The organism is Harryflintia acetispora (assembly GCA_004340125.1).
Lineage (GTDB): Bacteria > Bacillota > Clostridia > Oscillospirales > Ruminococcaceae > Harryflintia > Harryflintia acetispora.
Genome location: SLUK01000001.1, coordinates 432,538 through 454,229 on the forward strand (window position 1 = coordinate 432,538; position 21,692 = coordinate 454,229).

At 61.2% G+C, this 21,692-nt stretch carries 19 protein-coding genes; 11 read left to right on the forward strand and 8 right to left on the reverse strand.

All coding sequences use genetic code 11. The annotated features are described in order from the left end of the window. Positions 1-19: 19 nt before the first annotated feature. Entirely contained in the window at positions 20-1,255 is a 1,236-nt protein-coding gene (locus EDD78_RS02000) for an ATP-binding protein (RefSeq protein WP_132083754.1), read from the reverse strand. 284 nt (positions 1,256-1,539) lie between these two features. Here EDD78_RS02000 and ilvB point away from each other — a divergent pair, with 284 nt between their 5' ends. The 3 genes from ilvB to ilvC are packed head-to-tail and all read left to right on the forward strand — an operon-like array spanning position 1,540 to position 4,704. Then, positions 1,540-3,156: a biosynthetic-type acetolactate synthase large subunit gene (gene ilvB, locus EDD78_RS02005; RefSeq protein ID WP_079698156.1), complete on the forward strand. Its 1,617-nt coding sequence runs from the start codon at positions 1,540-1,542 to the stop codon at positions 3,154-3,156. A gap of 12 nt (positions 3,157-3,168) precedes the next feature. Next, a complete protein-coding gene (gene ilvN, locus EDD78_RS02010; protein ID WP_079698155.1) occupies positions 3,169-3,669 on the forward strand; it encodes an acetolactate synthase small subunit in 501 nt (166 codons plus the stop codon). Positions 3,670-3,705: 36 nt separating this feature from the next. Next, complete coding sequence (gene ilvC / locus EDD78_RS02015) at positions 3,706-4,704, forward strand: ketol-acid reductoisomerase (protein ID WP_079698154.1); 999 nt, start codon at positions 3,706-3,708, stop codon at positions 4,702-4,704. Between the two features lie 269 nt (positions 4,705-4,973). Here ilvC and EDD78_RS02020 read toward each other — a convergent pair whose 3' ends face one another. Beyond that, positions 4,974-5,282 (reverse strand): helix-turn-helix domain-containing protein, encoded by a 309-nt coding sequence (locus tag EDD78_RS02020; RefSeq protein ID WP_132083756.1) that lies wholly within the window; start codon positions 5,280-5,282, stop codon positions 4,974-4,976. A gap of 735 nt (positions 5,283-6,017) precedes the next feature. Here EDD78_RS02020 and EDD78_RS02030 point away from each other — a divergent pair. The 3 genes from EDD78_RS02030 (at position 6,018) to spoIVA (ending at position 10,483) form a co-directional block, all read left to right on the forward strand. Next, positions 6,018-7,259: an aminopeptidase gene (locus tag EDD78_RS02030; RefSeq protein ID WP_132083758.1), complete on the forward strand. Its 1,242-nt coding sequence runs from the start codon at positions 6,018-6,020 to the stop codon at positions 7,257-7,259. A gap of 143 nt (positions 7,260-7,402) precedes the next feature. Beyond that, positions 7,403-8,941, forward strand: coding sequence for a DUF3794 domain-containing protein (locus EDD78_RS02035; protein WP_132083760.1), 1,539 nt, complete (start codon positions 7,403-7,405; stop codon positions 8,939-8,941). A gap of 66 nt (positions 8,942-9,007) precedes the next feature. Beyond that, entirely contained in the window at positions 9,008-10,483 is a 1,476-nt protein-coding gene (gene spoIVA, locus EDD78_RS02040; protein ID WP_079698149.1) for a stage IV sporulation protein A, read from the forward strand. 258 nt (positions 10,484-10,741) lie between these two features. Here spoIVA and EDD78_RS02045 read toward each other — a convergent pair whose 3' ends face one another. Further along, positions 10,742-11,494: a glycosyltransferase family 2 protein gene (locus tag EDD78_RS02045; protein WP_132083762.1), complete on the reverse strand. Its 753-nt coding sequence runs from the start codon at positions 11,492-11,494 to the stop codon at positions 10,742-10,744. A 297-nt stretch (positions 11,495-11,791) separates the two neighbouring features. On the opposite strand from EDD78_RS02045, the gene EDD78_RS02050 reads away from it, so the two are divergent. The 4 genes from EDD78_RS02050 to EDD78_RS02065 all read left to right on the forward strand — a co-directional run bounded on the left by EDD78_RS02050 (position 11,792) and on the right by EDD78_RS02065 (position 15,874). Next, positions 11,792-12,883 (forward strand): glycosyltransferase family 4 protein, encoded by a 1,092-nt coding sequence (locus EDD78_RS02050; RefSeq protein WP_117507640.1) that lies wholly within the window; start codon positions 11,792-11,794, stop codon positions 12,881-12,883. Further along, positions 12,861-13,880 (forward strand): lysylphosphatidylglycerol synthase transmembrane domain-containing protein, encoded by a 1,020-nt coding sequence (locus EDD78_RS02055; protein WP_132083764.1) that lies wholly within the window; start codon positions 12,861-12,863, stop codon positions 13,878-13,880. Before EDD78_RS02050 ends, EDD78_RS02055 begins: the two co-directional genes overlap by 23 nt. Positions 13,881-14,019: 139 nt before the next feature. Continuing rightward, positions 14,020-14,802 carry a trypsin-like serine peptidase gene (locus EDD78_RS02060; RefSeq protein ID WP_132083766.1) on the forward strand — a complete coding sequence of 261 codons (783 nt, stop codon included), beginning with the start codon at positions 14,020-14,022 and terminating at the stop codon, positions 14,800-14,802. A gap of 127 nt (positions 14,803-14,929) precedes the next feature. Then, positions 14,930-15,874, forward strand: coding sequence for an L-lactate dehydrogenase (locus tag EDD78_RS02065; RefSeq protein ID WP_132083768.1), 945 nt, complete (start codon positions 14,930-14,932; stop codon positions 15,872-15,874). A gap of 36 nt (positions 15,875-15,910) precedes the next feature. Here the strand turns inward: EDD78_RS02065 and EDD78_RS02070 are convergent, their stop codons facing one another. From EDD78_RS02070 to EDD78_RS02090, 5 genes are all read right to left on the reverse strand, one after another. Continuing rightward, a complete protein-coding gene (locus EDD78_RS02070) occupies positions 15,911-17,194 on the reverse strand; it encodes an MFS transporter (RefSeq protein ID WP_165873074.1) in 1,284 nt (427 codons plus the stop codon). Between the two features lie 103 nt (positions 17,195-17,297). Continuing rightward, positions 17,298-17,918, reverse strand: coding sequence for an IMPACT family protein (locus EDD78_RS02075; RefSeq protein WP_286170666.1), 621 nt, complete (start codon positions 17,916-17,918; stop codon positions 17,298-17,300). Positions 17,919-17,994: 76 nt separating this feature from the next. Further along, the gene (gene rpmE, locus EDD78_RS02080) at positions 17,995-18,198 is read right to left on the reverse strand and encodes a 50S ribosomal protein L31 (protein WP_079698142.1); all 204 of its coding nucleotides are present in this window, start codon (positions 18,196-18,198) and stop codon (positions 17,995-17,997) included. A 111-nt stretch (positions 18,199-18,309) separates the two neighbouring features. Then, positions 18,310-20,022, reverse strand: a complete 1,713-nt coding sequence (locus EDD78_RS02085) for a phospho-sugar mutase (RefSeq protein WP_132083774.1) — start codon at positions 20,020-20,022, stop codon at positions 18,310-18,312. A 44-nt stretch (positions 20,023-20,066) separates the two neighbouring features. Further along, on the reverse strand, positions 20,067-20,414 hold the full coding sequence (locus EDD78_RS02090) for a hypothetical protein (protein ID WP_165873075.1): 348 nt from the start codon (positions 20,412-20,414) through the stop codon (positions 20,067-20,069). On the opposite strand from EDD78_RS02090, the gene EDD78_RS02095 reads away from it, so the two are divergent. Next, positions 20,401-21,627, forward strand: a complete 1,227-nt coding sequence (locus tag EDD78_RS02095) for an MFS transporter (RefSeq protein ID WP_132083778.1) — start codon at positions 20,401-20,403, stop codon at positions 21,625-21,627. The genes EDD78_RS02090 and EDD78_RS02095 overlap by 14 nt on opposite strands. Positions 21,628-21,692 lie beyond the last annotated feature (65 nt).

The following is a 21,692-nucleotide window of genomic DNA, read 5'->3' on the forward strand; positions in this document are numbered from 1 at the left end:
GGATGTCAGTCAAATCTGTTTAGAGCTCGCGCAGCTTCTGGGCGACGAACTGGTGCGCCACCCGCGGCGAGTAGCCGCCCTTGCGCACCGAGTAGGCCAGCGCCTGGGCGCGCAGCTCGTCGCTGTCGGCGATCCCTGCGCGGGCGAGCATCTCGCAGACCATCGCGATGTATTCCGCCCGGTCCAGCTTGAGATAGGTCAGGGTGATCGCGAAGCGGTCGGACAGGGAGACCGCCTCGTCCAGGCTGTCCGAGAGATGGACCTCGTCCCCCAGCCGGGAGGAGAAGGTCTCGCGCACCAGGTGGCGGCGGTTGGTGGTGGCGTAGATCACCGCGTTGGAAAGCGCCACCTGCTCGCCGCCCTCAATGATCGACTTGAGCGCGGAGAAGCTGTCGTCGATGTCCGAGAAGGACAGATCGTCGAGGAAGATGATGAACTTCATCGGGTTCTGGGCCAGCTGGGAAAAGACCTGCGGCAGCAGCAGAATCTGGGACTTTTTGACCAGGATCAGCCGCAGGCCGCGGTCGGCGTAGGAGTTGGCCACCGCCTTGACGGTGGAGCTCTTGCCGGTGCCCTTGTCGCCGTAGAGCAGGATGTTCGCCCCGCCCTTCCCGGCGAGCAGCGCCAGGGTGTTCTCCTTGACCGTGTTGATCTGCTGCTCGTAGCCGATCAGGTCCTCGAGTGTCACCGGGTCGTAGCTCTCGAGCGGCGCCAGGTTGGCGTCCTCGTCCGGTACGAAGACGTGGTGGCAGGCGAACTTGCCGTAGCCGTTATCCCGGCAGAATTCGCGCAGCGCCTCGGCCTCGGCCGCCCAGTCGCCCTCGTGCAGGGTGAAGCGGGCGTGTTCGCAGGAATATTCGGGCAGCGCGTCCACCGCATCGCCCAGGGTGGGGTAGCAGGTGCGCAGGTGACTTTTCAGCTCCTGCGCGCCCAGGTACGCGAGGCTCCCGATGGCCGAAAGGTCGTGGCGCGCCGCCGCAAGCAGCGCCTCGGGAACCGGCTTGTTCCCGGCACACAGGCGGGTATAGAGGTTGTCGTCGTAGACTACCTGCTCATACAGGTAGTCGCTTAAGGACATCCCGGCCTTCGTCAGGGTGCAGAAGAGGTCGCCGTAGCTCTTCGCCGCCTGGGCGGGCGGGCACTCGCGGCTGTCGAGCAGCTGCAAGAGGCTCTTGACGGCGGGGTCTTGGAGCAGCCCGCGGTAGACGGTCATCGAACGCAGGGAAAAGAGTAGCTGCTGAGGGTCGTTCATCATAGTGTTCTCCTGTTTCTATGTAAGATTGCCGGTTATTTGCGTCGCGCAGCGGCTGAGGTTCTGTCAGTGCGGCGGAGTCGGATAAGCTAAAAATATTGTAGAACACCCTCCCGAAGAAGTCAATGTGCAAAATGTGGCGGCGCTGGAATGAAAAGGGCTCCAAAGCGCTTTTGACCGGCCCGCTTCACCGTTTTACAGTGCAAAGTGGTGAAATATCTTGACGGGAGCATAGCAGAAAGCGTATAATTATTGAAATAAACCTTTCGAAAGGAGCGCGACAGACGATGATCACAGTGGCACAGGGCATGGTGGAAGCACTTGTACACGAGGGCGTATCGGTCGTATTTGGTTATCCGGGCGCGGCGATCTGTCCGTTTTATGACAGTCTGGCGGGCTCCCCGATCCACCACGTACTGGTGCGGCAGGAGCAGAATGCCGGCCACGCCGCCTCGGGCTATGCCCGGGTGAGCGGGCGTCCTGGCGTGGTGGTGGTGACCAGCGGCCCGGGAGCGACCAACCTGATCACCGGGCTCGCCACCGCCTATATGGATTCCATCCCGATCGTGGCCATCACCGGCCAGGTCAGCCGCGACCAGATCGGGCGGGACGTGTTCCAGGAGGCGGACATCACCGGCGCGGCCGAGCCCTTCACCAAGTACAGCTGGCTGGTCAAGGACCCCACCCAGATCCCGCGGATCATGAAGGAGGCCTTTTATATCGCCTCCTCCGGGCGGCCGGGACCGGTGCTCATCGACATCCCGATCGATGTGCAGAAGGAAATGATCGAATTCAATTATCCGGATACCGTCAATATCCGGGGTTATAAGCCCACCGTCAGCGGCAATCCGCCCCAGATCCGCCGGGTGGCGGACGCGGTCATGGAGTCCTACCGCCCGCTCATCTGCCTGGGCGGCGGGGTGCTCGCCGCCGGGGCGGGCGGGCAGGTGCTGTCTCTGGCCGAGCAGTGCCAGGTGCCGATGGTCTCGACCATGATGGGCCTCTCGGCGGTGCCGAGCGGGCATCCCCTCTTTTACGGGATGCTCGGCATGCACGGCAACAGCGCGGCCAACTTCGCGGTGCACAACGCCGACCTGCTGGTGATCATCGGCGCGCGGGCCGGCGACCGGGCGATGACCTCGCCGGGCGTGGTGGAGAAGCGCGCGCGGGTGGTACATATCGACGTGGATCCCGCCGAGATCGGCAAGAACGTCGGGGCCGCCATTCCCCTGGTGGGGGACGCCAAAAACGTGGTGACCCAGCTGCTGGGCTGCACCGGGCGCTGCGAGAGCGCGGAGTGGATCCGGCTGCTGGAGGAAAAGCGCCAGGCGGTGCGCTACGACCTTTCGCCCCGGCAGGGGAGCGTCAATCCCCGCGTCTTCGTGCGCGGGCTTTCGCAGCAGCTGTCCCCCGACGCGGTGGTGGCGGCGGATGTGGGCCAGAACCAGATCTGGGCGGCCAACCACCTCTCGTTTCAAAACGGGCGGTTCCTCACCTCGGGCGGGATGGGCACCATGGGCTATTCGGTGCCCGCTGCGGTGGGGGCCAAGCTCGCCGCCCCCGGCCGCCAGACGGTGGTCATCTGCGGCGACGGCTCCTTCCAGATGCAGATGAACGAGCTGGCGACCATCTGCCAGGAGGGCCTGGACGTCAAGATCGTCGTGATGAAGAACGGGCGGCTCGGCATGGTGCGCGAGCTGCAGCAGAATCAATATGGCGGCACCCTCTCGGGGATTTTCCTCGACGGGAGCCCCGATTTCCTCAAGCTGGCCGCGGCCTATGGCATCCCCTGCGCGCGGCTGAGCGACGAAATGGACATCCCGCTGGCGGTCAGCGAGATGCTGCAAAGCGAGGGGCCGTATCTGCTGGAATGTGTGGTCGATCCCGATGAGAGCTCGATTTAGGAGGTGGGGGAGATGAAACAGACGATTTCGATCCTGGTGGCAAACCAGGCCGGTGTCCTCTCCCGCATTTCCGGGCTGTTCGCGCGGCGGGGCTACAACATTGAGAGCCTGGCCGTCGGGGTGACCGAGGACAAGACCCTTTCGCGCATGACCATCGTGGTGGAGGGCAACTCCTACGTGGCCGAGCAGGTGGAAAAGCAGCTCAACAAGCTCATTGACGTCATCAAGGTGCGGCGAATCCCCCAGGGGGAGCTGGTCTGCCGGGAGCTTTTGATGATCAAGGTGGCCGCGCGCCAGGGCGAGCGGCCGGATATTGTGAACATCTGCGACATCATGGGCGCGAAGATCGCCGACATCACGCTGGGCACCATGACCATCGAGCTCAGCGACACCCCGGAGCGGGTGGAGCTGATCATCGAGATGCTCAAGCCCTTCTCGATCCGGGAGATCGTGCGCACCGGCACCGTGGCCCTGCAAAAGGGCACGGACACCATAGGAAACGGGAAAAAGTAGGTATCTGCTGAAATTATAAAAAGGGAGATGTTACCATTGGCAAAGATTTTTTATGAGAGCGACTGCAACCTCGGACTGCTCGACAACAAGACGGTAGCCATCATCGGCTACGGCTCGCAGGGCCATGCCCATGCGCTCAACCTGCACGAGAGCGGGGTCAAGGTGATCGTCGGGTTATACGAGGGCAGCAAGTCCTGGGCCAAAGCCGAGGCGGCCGGGCTGACCGTCATGACCGCTTTTGACGCGGCCAAGGCGGCGGATATCATCATGATCCTGATCAACGACGAGAAGCAGGCGGCGCTCTACAAGGAGAGCATCGAGCCCAACCTCACCGAGGGCAAGGCGCTGGCTTTTGCGCACGGCTTCTCGATCCACTTCGGCCAGATCGTGCCGCCGAAGAACGTGGACGTGTTCATGGTCGCGCCGAAGGGCCCGGGGCACACCGTGCGCAGCGAGTACCTGGCGGGCAAGGGCGTGCCGGTGCTGGTGACCGCGTATCAGGATTACACCGGGCGCGCGCTCGATTTGTCGCTGGCCTATGCGGCCGGGATCGGCGGCGCAAGAGCCGGCTGCCTCTTGACCACCTTCAAGCAGGAGACCGAGACCGACCTGTTTGGCGAGCAGTGCGTGCTTTGCGGCGGCGTGACCGCGCTGATGAAGGCGGGCTTTGAGACCCTGGTCGAGGCCGGGTACGAGCCGGAAAGCGCATATTTCGAGTGCATCCACGAGATGAAGCTGATCGTTGACCTGATCTACCAGGGCGGCTTTGAGCGGATGCGTTATTCGATTTCTGACACCGCGGAATATGGCGATTATGAGGTCGGCAAGCGGATGATCACCGAGGAGACCAAGAAGGAGATGAAGAAGGTGCTAAGCGAGATCCAGGACGGCACCTTTGCGCGCAACTGGATTCTGGAAAACCGTGTAGGCCGCCCGCACTTCAACGCCATGCGGCGCAGGGAGAGCGAGCATCAGCTCATCGAGACCGGGCGCGAGCTGCGCAAGATGTACTCTTGGAATGAAGAGGAAAACTAAAAATACGGCAATAAACGAACAAAAAACGCGGTGGAGAAATCCACCGCGTTTTTCTGTGCGGCGAGTCGCCGCTCCCTATACGCGAAAGAACTAGATCCAAAGCAGAAGTGCTCAGCCCGCGTTCTGTATAAAGGGATTCTCAAGGGTTCCTGACCCTTGAGCGGGGTGTGGGGCAGCGCCCCACGGTCTTAAAGCGCAGCGAGGCGCGGGGGAGGGGGAATCGGGCCTCCAGTGGAGGGCCGAGGGGGAACCCCCAAGAGGGGGTTCCCCTAAAAAGCCTGCTTCCCGGGAGCACCCTGCTCCCCGGCAGCGGCGGAATCCTCCCCGGCAGCGGAATCCTCCGCGGGCGGGAGATAGTGGAAAATGTCGGTAAACTGACATTCCAGTGCGAAGCAGAGGCGTTCGGCCACATCGAGGGTTACGAATCTTATTTTGTTTTGGCGGTAACGGCGGAGCTGTTCGGGGCGGATTTGGGCGCGGCGGCAGAGCCCGGCATCGGTGAGGCCGCGTTTGCGCATGATCTCGTCGGGGTCGAAGACGATGCGTCCGCAATCGTCTCCCGGGTGGTAAGCACGCAAGGGGATACCTCCTTTTCAATCTGAATGGTACAGCCCCTGAGCAGGGCCAAGAGCTCGAGCAGGACGGCGACGTAGGAGCCATAGAGCCTAAAGGGTTTTCTTTTCATTCTGTCTTTTCTCCACTGCACGGATGTGCCGCATAAGAACAAAATTTATGTACTGCGAAAAGTTCCTTCCGTCCATACGGGCGTACTGAGTAATTTTATTTACAACATCACTATCCAGTGTGATGCTGACCCTTTCTTTCAATGGGCTAGTGACCGGGCTCATATAGCTCACTCCTTAATGAAACAATAATATCGTAATTGGTAGAAAATAGTGCATTTTATTATAAAATAATACGAAATAATATTTTTACTTAGAGTGTGCTGAGTTCAGTCATTTAGCGAATTTTTTGCGGCTTCGCCGCTTTGGGGGAACCCCCTCTTGGGGGTTCCCCGTCCGACCTTCCACTGGAAGCTCGGCCTCCCCTCCCCGCGCCTCGCTACGCTTTTAAGACCGTGGGGCGCTGCCCCACGCCCCGCCAAAGGGGCGTCGCCCCCTTGTAACCCCACTTCGTCGCGCTCTCATTAAAAGCGCGGGCTGAGCATGTCTGCGTTGCAACCTGGTTCTTTCGCGAATCGGGCGTGGCGGCTCGCCACCGCGAATCGGCTGCGGCGCCCCGCCGCCCGCTTGCTGAATCCGGCGGTTCATGTTAAAATAGTAGCGTGATAAACCGGGAAAGGTGGTCGTTTCATGAATTTTGAAAGCTGTCTCAAAAATTATGCTACCCTCGCCGTGCGCACCGGGGTCAATCTCCAGCCGGGACAGGAACTGCTGCTCATGTCCCCCGTCGATTGCGCGCCCTTCGCGCGCCTGATCGCCGAGGAGGCTTACCGTGCGGGCGCGCGCGATGTGACCATCCATTACTCGGACGAAAAATTTCAGAAAATCCGCTTCCAGCACGCTGCCCTCGAGGTCTTCGAGACAGTGCCCGCCTGGCTCGCCGATTCCCGCAATTCTTATGCCGAACAGGGCGCCGCCGTGCTGCAAATCGCCGCGGGCGATCCCGAAATCTTTTCTGATGTGGATAGCCAAAAGCAGGCGGTCAATACCCGCGCGCTCTTCAAAGCGTATAAACCATTCCATAATGTACTCGATGTAAACGGCGTGCAGTGGAGCATCATCTCCGCCCCCACCAAGCCCTGGGCGCGCAAGGTCTTTCCGGACTGTGAGGAGCAGGAGGCCGTGCGCAGACTCTGGGAGGCGATCTTCCGGGCGGTGCGCGCCGACCTGCCCGACCCGGAGGAGGCCTGGAAGGAGCACGGCCGCCAGCTTAAAAAGCGGCGGGATTGGCTCAATATGCAGCAGTTCGATTCGCTGCACTTTTATAACGGCAGCGGGACGGACATTGTGCTCGGCCTGCCGCGCAAGCATGTCTGGGGCGGCGGCTCCCAAACGACCCGCTCCGGGGTCGGGTTCTTCCCCAACCTGCCGACCGAGGAGGTTTTCTGCCTGCCGCACCGCGAGCGGGTGGACGGGGTGGTGACCGGCTCCCTGCCGCTCAACTACGAGGGGACCCTGATCGAGGACTTCTCGCTGATGTTTGAAAACGGCTATGTGCTTGATTACACCGCCAAAAAGGGGTTCGAGGCCCTGCGGCGGCTGATCCATGTGGACGACGGCTCCTACCGCCTGGGCGAGGTGGCGCTGGTGCCTAGCTGCTCGCCCATATCGGACATGGGGACACTCTTCTACAATACCCTGTTCGATGAGAACGCATCCTGCCACCTGGCGCTGGGGCGCGCCTACGCCTCCTGCTTGCAGGGCGGGACCGCGATGAGCAAGCAGCAGCTGGTAAGGGCCGGGGCCAACGATTCGCTGGTGCATGTCGATTTCATGATTGGCACCGCCGATATGACGGTGGTGGGGATCGACCAGCTGGGCAATGAAATCTGTGTCTTTGAAAACGGGAACTGGGCGGCGCAGCTGCGCTGAGGATGCCCGGGATAGGAACGCCTGCAGGGGGCGCAAAAGCGTATTTTACGCTTTTGCGCCCCCTGTTTTGCAGAAAGAAGGGTATATTGCATGGCGTGTCCTCATATATTTGAGTAGAAAATGGAAAAGGGGAGAACATCCGAATGGAGCTGAGTGTTTCGAGACAGGCGGTTGTTATAAACGAAATGGTGTACGAAGGGAATCTCGAGCAGTCCGTGGAAAGCGACGTGCTGCTGCCCGATTACTGTCCGGACATCGTGAAAATCCTGCGCTGCTTCTGCACGGCGAAGGTGATCTCCAGCCAGATCGTGGGCGACAAGCTGACGGTGGATCTCAGCTGCGCGCTCAAGGTCTATTACCTGGGAAATGACGGGAACATCCGCTGCAGCGAGCAGAGGCTGCCCTATACCAAGAGCTGTGATCTGAAGATGCAGGTGCAGGACCCGATCGTGGACGTCTGCTGCCGCACCGATTATGTCAACTGCCGCGCGGTCAACCAGCGCCGGTTTGAGATCCGCTGCGCCGTCACGCTGGAGTGCCGGGTCTTTTCGCGCAAGAGCGAGGAGGTCGTCTGCGACGCGGACGGGGCCGGGATCCAGCTGCGCAGCGCCAGCAGCGAGATCACCGAGATCGCGGGGGATGTCTCCTGCCAGTTCACCATGCATGAGGACTTGCAGCTGGGCGCCGCAAAGCCGGCGGTGCAGAGTGTGATCCGCCAGGAATGCGTGGCAAGGCTCGGGGACTACAAGGTGATCAGCGGCAAGGTGGTCGTCAAGGGGGAGCTGATGGTCCATCTGCTCTACCAGCCCGACGGCGAGGGCATGGCCCCCGAAATCATGGAGTATTCCCTGCCCATCAGCCAGATCGTGGATGTGGAAGGGGTGGACGAGGATTGCCAGTGTGAGGTGGAGCTGGGCGTTATCTCGGGCGAATTTGCGCCCAAGGTCAACCTCGAGGGGGAGAGCCGGCTGTTCGCGATGGATTGTTCGCTGAACGCACGGGTGCGCTCCCACCGCCGCCAGCAGCTGCAGCTGATCACCGACTGCTATTCCACCGAGTTCGACTGCCACATGGAGAAGGTGCCCATGGCCTGCATGAACCTGATCAAGGTGGTGGAGGAGACCTGCGCACACAAGGCGATGGTCGACCTGCCTTCGGATGTGCGCTCGGTGATCGACCTGTTCTGCACCGTGGCCGACGCCTCCTCCCGCTACGAGGGGGGAGCGGTGCTGATCACCGCCAAGCTGGTCTACGGGATGTTCTGCCAGAGCGAGTCGGGTGAGATCACCTATCACGAGCAGCCCGAGGAGTGCGAGTACAAAATCCCGCTCGAGGAGAGCTATGACAGCGTGATCTTCGCCCCGCGCGGCGCCGTCCTTTCCTGCTCGTACAGCATGGTGGGCGCCGATAAGCTCGAGTGCCGCGCAGACGTGCTGCTCTGCGGGTGCATCTATTCGGTGACGCGGCCCAGCGTGGCGGCGAGCATTGTCTGCGACACCACGAAACCCAAGGAGCGCGAGTGCGAGGATGCCTCCCTGATCATTTATTATGCCGAGCGGGACGAGGACATCTGGGACATCGCCAAGCGGTACAACACTTCGCTCGCGGCGGTGATGAGCGAGAATTCGCTCGAGGGCGGCCGCCTTTGCGAGAAGAGGATGCTTTTGATCCCGGTGGTGTAAGCGCCGCGGTGCCCCCGCCCGGCCGGCGGGATGAAACTTCGAAAACAGCACAAGGGGAGGACAACTATGCAGACCAACATTTATCAGAGCATAGCCCGCCGCACGGGGGGCGACATCTATATCGGCGTGGTGGGGCCGGTGCGCACCGGGAAATCCACCTTCATCAAGCGCTTCATGGAGGAGGTCGTCATCGACCACATTGAAAGCGACTTCAAGCGCGAGCGGGCGATCGACGAGCTGCCTCAATCCGCGGGCGGCAAGACCATCATGACCACCGAGCCCAAGTTCGTGCCCGAGGACGCGGTCGCGATCACCCTCGGGGACAACGTACAGATGAACGTGAGGCTGATCGACTGCGTGGGGTATATCATCCCGAGCTCCTTGGGATATGTTGAGAACGACCAGCCCCGCATGGTGATGACCCCCTGGTTTGAAAACGAGATCCCCTTCAATATGGCCGCCGAGATCGGCACCCAGAAGGTGATCAACGAGCACAGCACCATCGGGCTGGTGGTCACCACCGACGGGACGATCACCGACCTGGACCGGGACGAATATGAGGAGGCCGAGGAACGGGTCATCACCGAACTCAAGGCGATCAACAAGCCTTTCGTGGTGCTCCTAAACTCGGTGCACCCGACCGCCGAGCGCACCCAGGCGCTGGCGCAGGAGCTCTCCGAGCGCTACGGGGTGCCGGTCATCGCCAAGAGCTGCCTGGAGCTCGGCGAAGCGGACATCAAGGAGATCCTCTCCCTGGTGCTCTACCAGTTCCCCATCCGGGAGATCCGCTTCGACCTGCCGCGCTGGATCGTCTCGCTCGAAAAGGGGCATTGGCTCAAAACCTCGGTCTACGATGCGATCTGCGGCTGCGCCAAGGACATCGAGCGGATCAGCGAGGTGGGGCCGCGCTTCGAGGATATGGCGGAGTGCGAGAACATCCGCGAGGTCAAGGTGGCCTCGGTGGACCTCGGCACCGGCTGCGTGCGGCTGCGGGTGGTTACGCCGTCGACCTTGTTCTACCGGATTCTCTCCGAGGCCACGGGGCTGGATATCTCCTGCGAGGAGGCGCTCATGCCCTGTATGATCGAGCTGGCCGAGATCAAGCGCAAATACCAGAAGATCGAGGGGGCGCTCGAGGAGGTGGCGGCGACCGGATACGGGATCGTCATGCCCTCGCTGGATGAGCTGGAGCTCGAGGAGCCGGAGATTGTCAAGCAGGGCGGCCGCTACGGCGTGCGCCTCAAGGCTTCCGCCCCCTCTATCCACATGATGCGCGCCCAGATCAACACCGAGGTCTCGCCCATCGTGGGCAGCGAAAAGCAGAGCGAGGAGCTGGTGATGTATCTGCTTAAGGAGTTTGAGGAGAGCCCCGAAAAGATCTGGGACTCGAACATCTTCGGCAAATCCCTGCATGACCTGGTCAACGAGGGGCTGCACAACAAGCTCTACCGTATGCCGACCGACGCGCGCATGCGGCTGCAGGAGACCATCGAGCGGATCATCAACGAAGGCTGCGGCGGCTTGATCTGTATTATTCTTTGATAAAAAGGGCCCGGGGGAAACCCCGGGCCCTTACTTTTGTATTACGCAAGAAGATGACGGCTTTGCCGTCATGGGGAAACCCCTTGATAGGGTTTCCCCACACAAAAACCTCCCACAGGGAGCTTTTTGCTCCCCTTCCTGATCTTTGGAAGGATTTGTAACCGCGAGTGCCAACAATCCGGAAAGGCCGCGGGCTCTGCCCGCACCTGCTCAAGGGTTGTAAACCCTTGAGAATCCCAATACTTGTAAAAATGAAACCTAAAAATATTTTTTTCGCGTCCCCTTCACATACCGCCAGAAGCAGCCGCAGGAGCGCCAGAATCCGAGACGCTGGCTTTTCCGGTAGACGATCCAGCGGTTTTTTGCCGCTCTGAGCTTGTTGCCCGAACGACCGCCGGTGCGGTAGAGCACCAGTACCTCGTTTATCCCCACGGCCCGGCAGCCAGATTTCAGCAGCTCGAGCCAGAAGACGTAATCCTCGTGAAAGTAGTGCGGGTCCATCCAAAAACCCTGCGTACGGCTGCGGCGCAGCACCACGGTCGAGCAGCCGATCACATTCTCGCCCAGCAGCCCGTCGTAGTCGACCGACTGCGGCACCCGGTATTCCCGCCCGGTTTCCTTCCCGGCTTCGTCGATGAAAGCATAGGCGGCGAAGCACAGGTCCGCTCCGGTCTCTTCGAGCAGCGCCAGCTGACGCTGCAGCTTCTGCGGCTTCCAAAGGTCGTCGCTGTCCAAAAAGGCAAGATACTCCCCCCGCGCTTCCCGCATACCGCGGTTGCGCGTGCGCCCCACGCCGAGGTTCTTCTCATTGCGCAGCAGCCGCACCCGCGCGTCGTCGCGGGAGAAGTCTTCAACCAGCGCCGGGCCGCCGTCGGACGAGCCGTCGTCGATCACCAGGATTTCCAGCTCCCGCACCGTCTGCGCACAGGCCGAGCGCAGGGTCTCCACAATGGTGCGCGCCCCGTTATAAAGTGGTATGATCACCGTCACAAGTGGTTGACCGTGTTCCATCGCCGAGCCCCCTTCCCGTAAAAGATAAATCCATTATAATCAATCGCCCCTTGCTTTGCAAACGGGACTTCACACATTGTTCACAAATGCACGGGAAAATTTTAAAAAATTTCCACCTTGTTTTGCTTGCAAATTGAAAAAACCTATGGTATAACTGTATTAATCGAATTAATACAGTTAGTTCGGTTAATACAGTTAAACCACATTGTAAGAAAATTGACGGATTGTTTTAAGAAAAATTAGAGCTTTCCGTGATAGGATAAAAACAGTGAGGAAACCTAAGAGAGGGTGAGGACGTTGATCCGGATCAATATGCGTTCGCGGGCGGACACCATCAAAGGGCAGGGGGTGCTCTCCGCCTATGAGGAACAGGTCTCGCTGGTGAGCGGGGAGCTGGCCGGCCGCTTCCAGGTCAGCGAAAACCAAAGCGGCCGGTACGATATCACGCATTTCCACACCATCAACCTGGGTTATTTCCTGTCCCTGCCGTTTGTCAAGCTGCATGGCGCGGCGGTGGGATATGTGCACTTCCTGCCCGAGACGCTGGAGAGCAGCATTAAGCTCCCGGGGCTCTGCAAGGCGGTCTTTTACCGCTATGTCATCCGCTTTTACAAGAGTATGGACTATCTGGTGACGGTCAATCCCGACTTTGTGGAAAAGCTGGCCGCATACGGGATCCCGAAGGAAAAGATCCGCTATATCCCCAATTTTGTCAGCAGCGAGGAGTTTTACCCGGTGGCGGGGGAGGAGCGCGGGCGCCTTCGCCGGGAATACGACATCGACAACGACGCCTTTGTGGTCCTCTGCGTGGGGCAGCTGCAAAAGCGCAAGGGCTTCTTCGACTTCCTCGAGGTGGCAAAAAGGCTGCCGCAGGTCACCTTCCTCTGGGCCGGGGACTTCGCCTTCGGGGCGATCTCGGACGGCTACAAGGAAATACGCGAGGCGGCGAAGAACCTGCCCGAAAATGTGCGGCTGCTCGGGCTCGTCGAGCGCGGGCAGATGAACGGGCTGTATAACCTGAGCGACGTGATGTTCCTCCCCTCCTACGGCGAGCTCTTCCCCATGACCATCCTGGAGGCGATGAACTGCTCGACCCCCATTCTGGTGCGGGACTTGAGCTTGTATGAGAACATTCTCTTCGACTTCTATCTCAAGGGCCACGACAACGACGATTTCGTGCGCGAGATCGAGCGGCTGCGCCAATCCCCCGCAGCACTACAGGCAGCGCGGGAGATGTCCCATCAGGGGCATATATACTACAGCCGCGAGAGCGTGGCGCGGATGTGGAACGAGTTTTATGAAACGGTCTACGAGCGGCAGACCATGAAACAGAAAAGGAGCCTGCCCCACCGGGCGGGAAAAGCCTATGAAGCGCAAAAACATCTTTAACCTTCTGGTGCTGCTGGTCACGGCGGCAGTGGTGGTCGGGTGCCTCTTCCTGGTGGATACCCCGGCGGCCATCTTCGGCGCTCTGCGCCGGGTGCACCCCGTCTTTTTGTGGGGGGCGCTGGGCTGCATGCTGTTTTACTGGCTCTTCGAGAGCCTGGCGCTCCACCTGACCGCCAAGCGGGTTTATCCTGGTCAGCGGCTGTCGGACAGCGTCAGCGTTTCGATGATCGGGCAGCTCTTCAACTGCATCACCCCGTTCGCCAGCGGCGGACAGCCGGTCCAGGCCTGGCGGCTCGCGCGCTGCGGCATGCCGCTGGGCGAGGCCTCGTCGGCGCTGCTGTGCAAGTTCATCGTCTATCAGACGGTGCTGAGCGTTTACTCCTTAATTACTCTTCTCTTTCGCTTCTCCTACTTCGCCAGCCGGGTGAGCGGGTTTTCCGTCTTGGTGCTGGTGGGCTTCTGCGTCAACTTTGCCGTGGTGGTGGGGCTCGTATGCATCTGCTTCTTCCCGAGGGCGGCAAAGGCGCTCGGGATGGCGCTCATCCGGCTGCTGTGCAAGGCTCGCCTTTGCAAGCGCCCGCAGGAGATGACGGAGAAGCTTTCCCGGGAAATCGAAGGCTTCACCAAGAGCTTTCGCCTGCTGCGCCGCAGCGGCTGGATCCTGCTGGGCTTAGTCGTGATGACCGTGCTGCAGCTGACCGCCTTCTTCGCGGCTTCCTACTTCGTTTGTCTCGCGCTGGGCGCGCGGGAGGTCTCGGCCTTTACCGTGATCTGCGCGAGCGCCTTTGTGTTGATGGTCTCCTCATTCGTGCCCCTTCCGGGCGCGTCGGGTGGGGCGGAGGGCAGCTTCTTCGTCCTCTTTGGCCTCTTTTTCCCGAGTGCGGGCAGCGTGGCGCTGGCCGTGCTGCTCTGGAGGCTGGTGACCTTCTATCTGCCGATCGCGGCCGGCTCCCTTTTCTGGGCGCTGCCGCAGCGCCGGCAGCCCAAACTTTGCTGATCCAAAACCGCTGGATAAACCAAATTCTCTGCTCTGGGCTCCGGATTACCACTCCGGGGCCAATTTTTTTGCCCCCAGGATTTACCGCTTGTAAGCGGGCGGCAATTTCCGGTATGATGGAGAAAAACGGGAGGAAGCCATGCAAAAACTGGTTTTGATTTTCTCATTTCTTCTGTCCTTTCTTTTTCTTTCCCAGGGTGCCGCCGCACAGGAGGGCACCGTCTTCGGGGAGGATGACCGTGTGCCGGTGGCGGACACCACGGCGGCCCCCTACAACGCCATCTGCAAACTGAAGATCACCTACCAAAACGGAACCACCGGCGATGGGACCGGCTTTCTCTACGGCCCCGGGCTGCTCGCCACGGCGGGACATTGCCTCTATGACACCAGCTACGGGCGGGGCGGGCAGGTGGCGTCGGTCACCGTCTACCCGGGACTCAATGCGGAGGGGGCGCCCTTCGGCAGCCGTGAATTACGGGAGGACAACGCGGGCTTCTATCTGCCCGAGCGGTGGAAGCAGGACCGGGATTGGCGCTCCGACTACGGGGTGATCGCGTTTTTTGAGCCCTTTGAGGAGGTGCAGCCGCTGCAGCTGGCCGATTGGGAGACGTATCCCGATTCGGCCCTCGCCGGCACAGAGGCGCTCATCGCCGGGTATGACGGCGCCATGCAAAGCCCGCTGCTCGCGCACGGGATGCTTTCGCTGGTGCGGGAGGACGACCTGCTCTACCGGCTCGACATCTCCCACGGGCAGAGCGGCGCGCCGATTCTGGATTTGCAGAGCCGGGTGATCGGGATCCAGAACTACGGCGCCAATGTCGGTTTTGCCGCGGGGGAGATGCCCTATAACTCGGGCGCCAGGATGAACAGGACGTTGAGCGAGTTCCTGCTTGGGGTAAAAAATATATCGTCACCCTCTTGACAGGGGGATGATAGAGCGGGGCTTCAGCCTTGCGGGCCTTCTCCCACTTTATCGCATTGAACGGGGGCCGATAAACATAAAGCCCCCCTTTTCGGAAAAACTAACCGAAAAAGGGGGCTTTGCCGTTATGCTGAATATCCAGAAATGCGCCATCATCGGCACCGGGTTCGTCGGGGCGACCACCGCCTTTGCGCTGCTGCGCAGCGGGCTCTTTTCCGAGATGGTGCTCATCGATCAAAACCGCGAGAAGGCCGAGGGCGAGGCGATGGACCTGAGCCACTGCGACCCGTTCGTGCGCCCGGTGAACGTCTGGGCGGGGGACTACTGCGACCTCGTCGATTGTGCGCTGGTGATCATCACCGCCGGGGCCAACCAGGGCCCGAACGAGACCCGGCTCGACCTGGTACAGAAAAACACCCGCATCTTCGGCTCGATCATTCCGCAGATCGTGCGCTATAACCGGGAATGTATCTTGCTGGTGGTGGCCAATCCCGTGGACGTGCTGACCTATGTGGCGCTGAAACTTTCCGGCTTCCCGCCCGAGCGGGTGATCGGCCCGGGCACCGTGCTGGACACCGCCCGGCTCAAGTATCTGCTCAGCGAGCACCTGGAGGTGGACAGCCGCAACGTGCACGCCTTCATCATCGGCGAGCACGGGGATACCGAGCTGCCTGTCTGGAGCAGCGCCAATGTTTCGGGGGTGGACATCGCCGACTTCTGCCGCAGCTGCCAGAAATGCGGGGACATGGCCTGCATGAAGGAGATTTACGACGAGGTCAAGAACAGCGCCTACGAGGTCATCCAGAAGAAGGGGGCGACCTACTATGCCATTGCGCTGGCGGTGCTGCGGATCGCCGAGGCCATCCTGCGCGACGAGCATTCGGTGCTCACTGTTTCGGGGCTGGTCAGCGGGCACTATGGGCTGGACGGCCTCTGCCTCGGGCTGCCGAGCATCGTCGGACGGCGGGGGATCGAGCAGACCCTCGATGTGCCGCTCGATGAAGGCGAGCAGCAGGCGCTCGAGAAGTCGGCCCGGGCGCTCAAAGAGGTCATTGACCAATTGGAATTATAAGCAAAAGGACCGGAGCACATGCTCCGGTCCTTTTGGCTATACTTTTTTTCGCTCGAACAAAGAGAAGACCACCGCCGCGAAGGCGAGCAGGCATAGCCCGGCCCAGAGGAAGAAGGCGCCGTTCCAGCCGAAGGCGTCGCTGAAAATCCCGGTGAACATACTGCCCAGGGCCGCGCCCAGATAGGTGAGGAAGTTGAGGATTCCCGAGAGCTGGGCGCTGCGTCCGGTGTGGGCAAATTTGAGCGGGACGATCGCAGTGGTGATGACATTGATGCAATAGAGCACCGCCATGATCGCGCTGATCACCCCGACCGATCCGAAGAAGCTGCGCTGCAGCACGATCAGCCCGAGGCTGAGCGCCAGGAGCAGCGCCGAAAGCAGGAAGAGCGAGATGTTCGAGCGGCCCTTCGACTTCTTGTCGATCCAAGAGGAGAGCAGGATCCCCACCGTGCCGATGACCGGCACCAGGATGGAGGACATCGACACCAGCCCCCCTGCCCCCTCGCCCGCGAGGTCGCCGAGAATGGTCGGTGTCCAGAGATTGATCGACTCCTTGACAGCGCCCTGCACCATGCAGATGATAGCGGTGATGACCATGGTGAAGCTGAGCAGGATTTTTAAGAGCCCCACTGCCGGCTTGGCGGGCGCCTCCGCGGCGGGCGCCCCGGGACCGCCGGTTTCGGCCTCCTCCGTGCACAGCTCTTCGAGGGAGTGGTCTAACTCCTCGGGGAAATTGCGCACCATGAACATCCAGAAGATTAAAAAGATTAGCGTGCAGGCGGCCGGCAGGAAGAAGGCCCAGCGCCAGCTGACAAAGCTAATCAGCAGTCCGGTGATTCCCCAGGAGAGGACGTACCCCACGGTGGTCGGCAGCGAGATAATGACCGAGACTTGCCCGTACTGCCCGGAGGTGAACCAGCTCGAGCAGATGCGCACGATGGAGGACCAGATCATTGAAAGAGCGAAGCCGTTGAGCCCCCAGAGCACCGTCAGAAGCAAGTAGCTGCGGCAAAGCCCGATGAGCAGGTTGCAGCAAAGCGAGCAGAGCAGCCCCAAAAAGACCATGTTCTTGGCGTTGAGCCGCTGGGCGAACCCGCCGCTGATCAGCTGACCGAGCGCGTAGGTCCAGAAAAAGACGGTCCCGGCCATCCCGAGCATCGATCGGCTGGCGCCCAGGTCCTGGCCCAGCGGGGTGAGCACCACCGAGAGATTGGTGCGGCAGAGGTATGATACGGTGTAAGCCAGAAAGCACAGCAGCACGGTGCGCCGCTGGAGCTGCCGGAGTGAGTGGCGGTCAGGCTGTTTTGGGGCTCGCTGCAATAGGATCCTCTCCTCGTCGATTGGTCTATCAACAGAAATACTGCCGCGTTTCCGATCGCGGCAGTATTATCATAACTCTTCCAGCTTTTTTGTCAAGGGAATCTCAGTCCAGCTCGGCGAAGCATTCCTCGACGAGATAGGGGTGCACCGTGTCCGAACTGAGCTCCTGGAGCTGTTTTACAAAGCCCTCCTTGCGCCCGGCGGCGATCAGCAGCCGCAGATGGACCGCCGCGCCGAAGTCGCTGCCGAGGGTCTTTACCCCGAACTGGGGCAGCAGGTAGCTGATCTTACCGTAGAGGGAGTAGTCGCAGTCCAGCTCCAGCACGGCGCACGGGCGCATGGTCTTGATCCCGGCGGCGTCCACCGCCAGCTTGGCCGAGTGGGAGTAGGCGCGCACCAGCCCGCCCCCGCCCAGTAGAATCCCACCGAAATAGCGGGTGACCACCACACAGAGGTCACAGAGCCCCTCCTTTTGCAGCACGTCGAGTACCGGCAGCCCGGCGGTGCCCTGCGGCTCGCCGTCGTCCGAATAGCGGCGCAGGTTCCCCTCACGCAGAATATAGGCATAGACGTTGTGGGAAGCGTCCCAATACTTCTGGCGAAGACCGGCGATCCATTCGGTCGCCTCCGCCTCATGCTGCACCGGTCTCGCGGTGCCGATGAAGCGGGAGCGCCGCTCGGTAAATTCATCGCTGGCCTCCTGCCGGATGGTCCGGTAATCCACAAAAACCCGCCTCCTCCGAATGAATTTGACAGCAAAACAAAAATGGCGCGGAAACCTCCGCGCCATTTTATCATTCTTATTTGCCCAGGTTGAAGCGCTTGTTGAAACGATCCACACGTCCGCCGGTGTCGACCAGCTTCTGCCGCCCGGTGAAGAACGGATGGCACTTGGAACAAATTTCCACGCGGATGTCCTTCTTGGTGGAACGGGTCTCAATGACCTCGCCGCAAGCGCAGGTGATGGTGGTGGGCTCGTACTTCGGATGAATACCCTTCTTCATATCTTTCACCTCTTTCAGCCGACGAGGAGCTTGACCTCGTCCATATCGGTAGTACGACTAATCATAGCACAGTTCATTTTAAAATGCAAGCAGAAGTTTCAGGAAATCCACTCAGACGCCCAAAAGCGCCTTGACACCGGCCGAAACCTGCTCATAGAGCTGCTGCGCCTGCTCCAACGTGGCGGCGCTCAGCGAATAGTAGACCTTGATCTTCGGCTCGGTCCCCGAGGGGCGCACGATCACGCTGGCCCCGTTTTCGAGGGTGTATTCGAGGATGTCCGATTCGGGCAGGGTGATCGTCTCCTCCCCGCCGTCCGCCAGCACCCGCTTGCCGCTCAGATAGTCCCCGGTGGCCGCGACCGCATGGCCGCCGATCTCGCTCGGCGCCCCGGCGCGCAGGGCGCGCAGCATCCCGGCCATCTTCACGCTGCCGTCCTCGCCCTCGAAGGTGTAGCTGTCCACCACGTTGAGGTACCGCCCGCAGACGCTGTAGATCCCGTCGAGCACGTCGAGCAGGGTCTTGCCCTTGGACTTGTAGTAGGCGGTCATCTCGCAGATGATCATCGCCGCGTTGACCGCGTCCTTGTCCCGCGCGTGCGGCCCGGTGAGATAGCCCGAGCTCTCCTCGAAGCCCAATAAGAACCGGTCCGCCTCGCCCTTCTGCTCGAGCTCGGCCACCAGCTCGCCGATGTACTTGAAGCCGGTCAGCACGTCGATCACCTGCACGCCGAGCTCCCCTGCCAGCCGGTCGCACAGCTTGGTTGAGACCACCGACTTGACCACGATCGGGTCCTTTGGCAGGGTGCCCGTTTCGCGGCGGCGCTCCACGATGTACTGGAGCATGAGCACCCCGATCTCGTTGCCGCTCAGGCGCACGATCCTGCCCTGGTGGCGCACCGCCACCCCCGCGCGGTCGGAGTCCGGGTCGGTGGCGAGCAGGATGTCATAGCCCAGCCGCTCGCAGAGGCGCAGCCCCAGCTCCATCGCCGTGGCCTCCTCGGGGTTCGGGTAGGGGCAGGTCGGGAAGTCGCCGTCGGGCTGCTCCTGTTCGGGCACCACCGCGACCGTTTCCACCCCGATCCTGTCCAAAATTTTGCGCACGCAGTGGTTGCCCGCGCCGTTTAAGGGGGTGTAAACCACGCTGATGGGCGACTGGCGGCAGATGTCCTTGTCCACCTGCTCGCTGAGCACCGCGTCGATGTAGGCGTCCACCGTATCCTTGCCGATGTACTGGATCACTCCCGTGCGCAGCCCCTCCTCGAAGGGGATGGTCTTGATCCCGCCGAAATAGTCCACCGTTTCGATCTCGCGCAGGACCTCATCCGCCTCCTCGGGCGAGAGCTGGTAAGCCTCGGGCCCATAGACCTTGTAGCCGTTGTACTTGGCGGGGTTGTGGCTGGCGGTGACGACGATCCCCGCCTGGCAGTGCAGGTGGAGAATGGCGAAGGAGAGCGCCGGGGTGGGCATGAGCTCGTCGAAGATATGTACCTTGATCCCGTTGGCAGCCAAAATTTCTGCCGAACGCTGCGCAAACAGGGTGGAGTTGTTCCGGCTGTCGTAGGCGATGGCGACCGCGGCGTCCCCATATTTCTTGCCCAGCCACTGGCAGAGCCCCTGGGTGGCCGCGCCCACGGTGTAGACGTTCATCCGGTTGGTGCCGGCGCCGAGCACGCCGCGCAGCCCGGCCGTGCCAAAGGACAGGGTGCGGTAGAAGCGGTCGCCAATCTCCGGCTCATCGTTTGCGACGGCCAGCAGATCAGCTTTGAGCGCGGGATCGTCCACCTTCTCGCACCAGGTTTGATACAGCTTATGAGAATCACTCATCTCGAGCACCTCCGGTTATAGTGGTTAAGAGTTAGCTTACTCCTTTATTCTATCATTTTTTGCTGAATTTGGAAATGGATAATCCAAATTTTTGTCCGGTTTGCCGCCGCCGCGCTTGACAATGCCCGCCCGATTCCGATATAATTGGTTTTATTATAAGGAAGGGAGGCGCGCCGCGGTGGGCTGGAAGATGGTTTGTGTCCGGATCCAGAAAGGAAACGTTTTTGCCGTCGACGGGACAGGTGCGCCTTTTTTGAGACGGTGACGGCAATTCCAATCGGAATTTTGGGCCGCAGCGTCGCTGCGGCCTTTTGTTTTGCCGGCAGGGCGTTCCTGCCCCGGCTTTCACAAATATTTGAAAGACGGGAAGGAAACGCGATGAATCTCAACAAACAGATCAAATGCCTCTATTTATATGAGCTCCTGAGCGGCTTCTCGCTGGGCGAGGGGGTATGGGTCATTTTCCTCCTCATGCGGGGGTTTTCCCTGCTGGAGGTCGGGATCGCCGAGGGCTTTTTCCATGTGGTCAGCTTCTGCTGCGAGGTGCCCAGCGGCATGCTCGCCGACCTGCTCGGGCGAAAGCGCACCCTGGTCTGCAGCCGGCTGATGAGCGGGGCGGCGGCGCTGGGCATGCTGATGAGCACCAACATCTTCGGCGTCTGCCTGTCGCTGGGGCTCTGCGCGATGGAGTATAACCTTGCCTCCGGCACCCGGGAGGCGATCACCTACGATTCCCTGCTGCAGGAACGCGAGGCGGGTCGGTATCTGCGGGTGTGCTCCAATCAAAATCTGCTTTTTCGCCTGGCACAGGGCGGCGGGATCCTGCTCAGCGGCGTGGCGCTCCTCATCGGCTGGCGCTGGTGCTACCGGCTCGACGTTTTGCTGGGGCTTTGCGGCGCGCTGGCAGCGCTGGCGCTGCGCGAGCCCGCAGTCACCGAGCGCCAGCGCGAGCGGCCCCGCCTGGGGCTGCGTCAGCTGCCAAGGCTGCTGGCCCGGCAGACAAAGGACTCCCTGCGCTTTTTGCGCCGCACCCCGCGCGCCTTTTTGTGCATGCTGGCGGGGTCGGCGGTCGAGACGGGGAGCATTCTCTGCGGCTTCTTTTTGCAGCAGCAGCTGACCGAGCAGGGGGCCTCCTCCTATCTGCTGGGGCTGTTGCTGCTGGGCGTCAGCCTCGGCGGGATGGCGGGGGCGAAGGCGGCGGTCCTGCTGGCAAAGCGTATTAGCTACCGGCAGACCCTGGCGCTTTGCGGCGCCGGGACGGCGCTGGGGCTGCTGTTCGCCGCGGGAAATGGCCTCCTGCTCGGGGTGGCGGGCGGTTTCCTGAGCGCAATGTGGAGCGAGGCGCTGGCCACCGTCAACGACCGGGAGCTCAATTCCATGATCCCCTCCGATCAGCGGGCCACCTTGATCTCGATCGGCTCGATGACCTTCAGCGTGCTGATGATGGGCGCCTCCCCCGCCGCCGGGGCGCTGGGCGGGCGGCACGGGATCGGCAGCGCCTATCTCGCATTGGCCGCGGCGCTGCTGCCGGCGGTGGGGCTGCTGCTCTTCCTGCTCGGGCGCTGTCCGGTCCCCCGCTGCGAGGCGGAGGAGACGGAGTCCTAGCCGCAAGCGGGCCGGGATATCTGTGGGAGGGTATACCATTTGCGCGCCGTTCATGGTACAATAAG

Bases quoted from the DNA above. Each gene is read 5' to 3' on its own strand.
- EDD78_RS02000 (WP_132083754.1), bottom strand. From the start codon at position 1,255: ATGATGAACGACCCTCAGCAGCTACTCTTTTCCCTGCGTTCGATGACC.
- ilvB (WP_079698156.1), top strand. From the start codon at position 1,540: ATGATCACAGTGGCACAGGGCATGGTGGAAGCACTTGTACACGAGGGC.
- ilvN (WP_079698155.1), top strand. From the start codon at position 3,169: ATGAAACAGACGATTTCGATCCTGGTGGCAAACCAGGCCGGTGTCCTC.
- EDD78_RS02030 (WP_132083758.1), top strand. From the start codon at position 6,018: ATGAATTTTGAAAGCTGTCTCAAAAATTATGCTACCCTCGCCGTGCGC.
- EDD78_RS02035 (WP_132083760.1), top strand. From the start codon at position 7,403: ATGGAGCTGAGTGTTTCGAGACAGGCGGTTGTTATAAACGAAATGGTG.
- spoIVA (WP_079698149.1), top strand. From the start codon at position 9,008: ATGCAGACCAACATTTATCAGAGCATAGCCCGCCGCACGGGGGGCGAC.
- EDD78_RS02045 (WP_132083762.1), bottom strand. From the start codon at position 11,494: ATGGAACACGGTCAACCACTTGTGACGGTGATCATACCACTTTATAAC.
- EDD78_RS02055 (WP_132083764.1), top strand. From the start codon at position 12,861: ATGAAGCGCAAAAACATCTTTAACCTTCTGGTGCTGCTGGTCACGGCG.
- EDD78_RS02060 (WP_132083766.1), top strand. From the start codon at position 14,020: ATGCAAAAACTGGTTTTGATTTTCTCATTTCTTCTGTCCTTTCTTTTT.
- EDD78_RS02065 (WP_132083768.1), top strand. From the start codon at position 14,930: ATGCTGAATATCCAGAAATGCGCCATCATCGGCACCGGGTTCGTCGGG.
- rpmE (WP_079698142.1), bottom strand. From the start codon at position 18,198: ATGAAGAAGGGTATTCATCCGAAGTACGAGCCCACCACCATCACCTGC.
- EDD78_RS02085 (WP_132083774.1), bottom strand. From the start codon at position 20,022: ATGAGTGATTCTCATAAGCTGTATCAAACCTGGTGCGAGAAGGTGGAC.
- EDD78_RS02095 (WP_132083778.1), top strand. From the start codon at position 20,401: ATGAATCTCAACAAACAGATCAAATGCCTCTATTTATATGAGCTCCTG.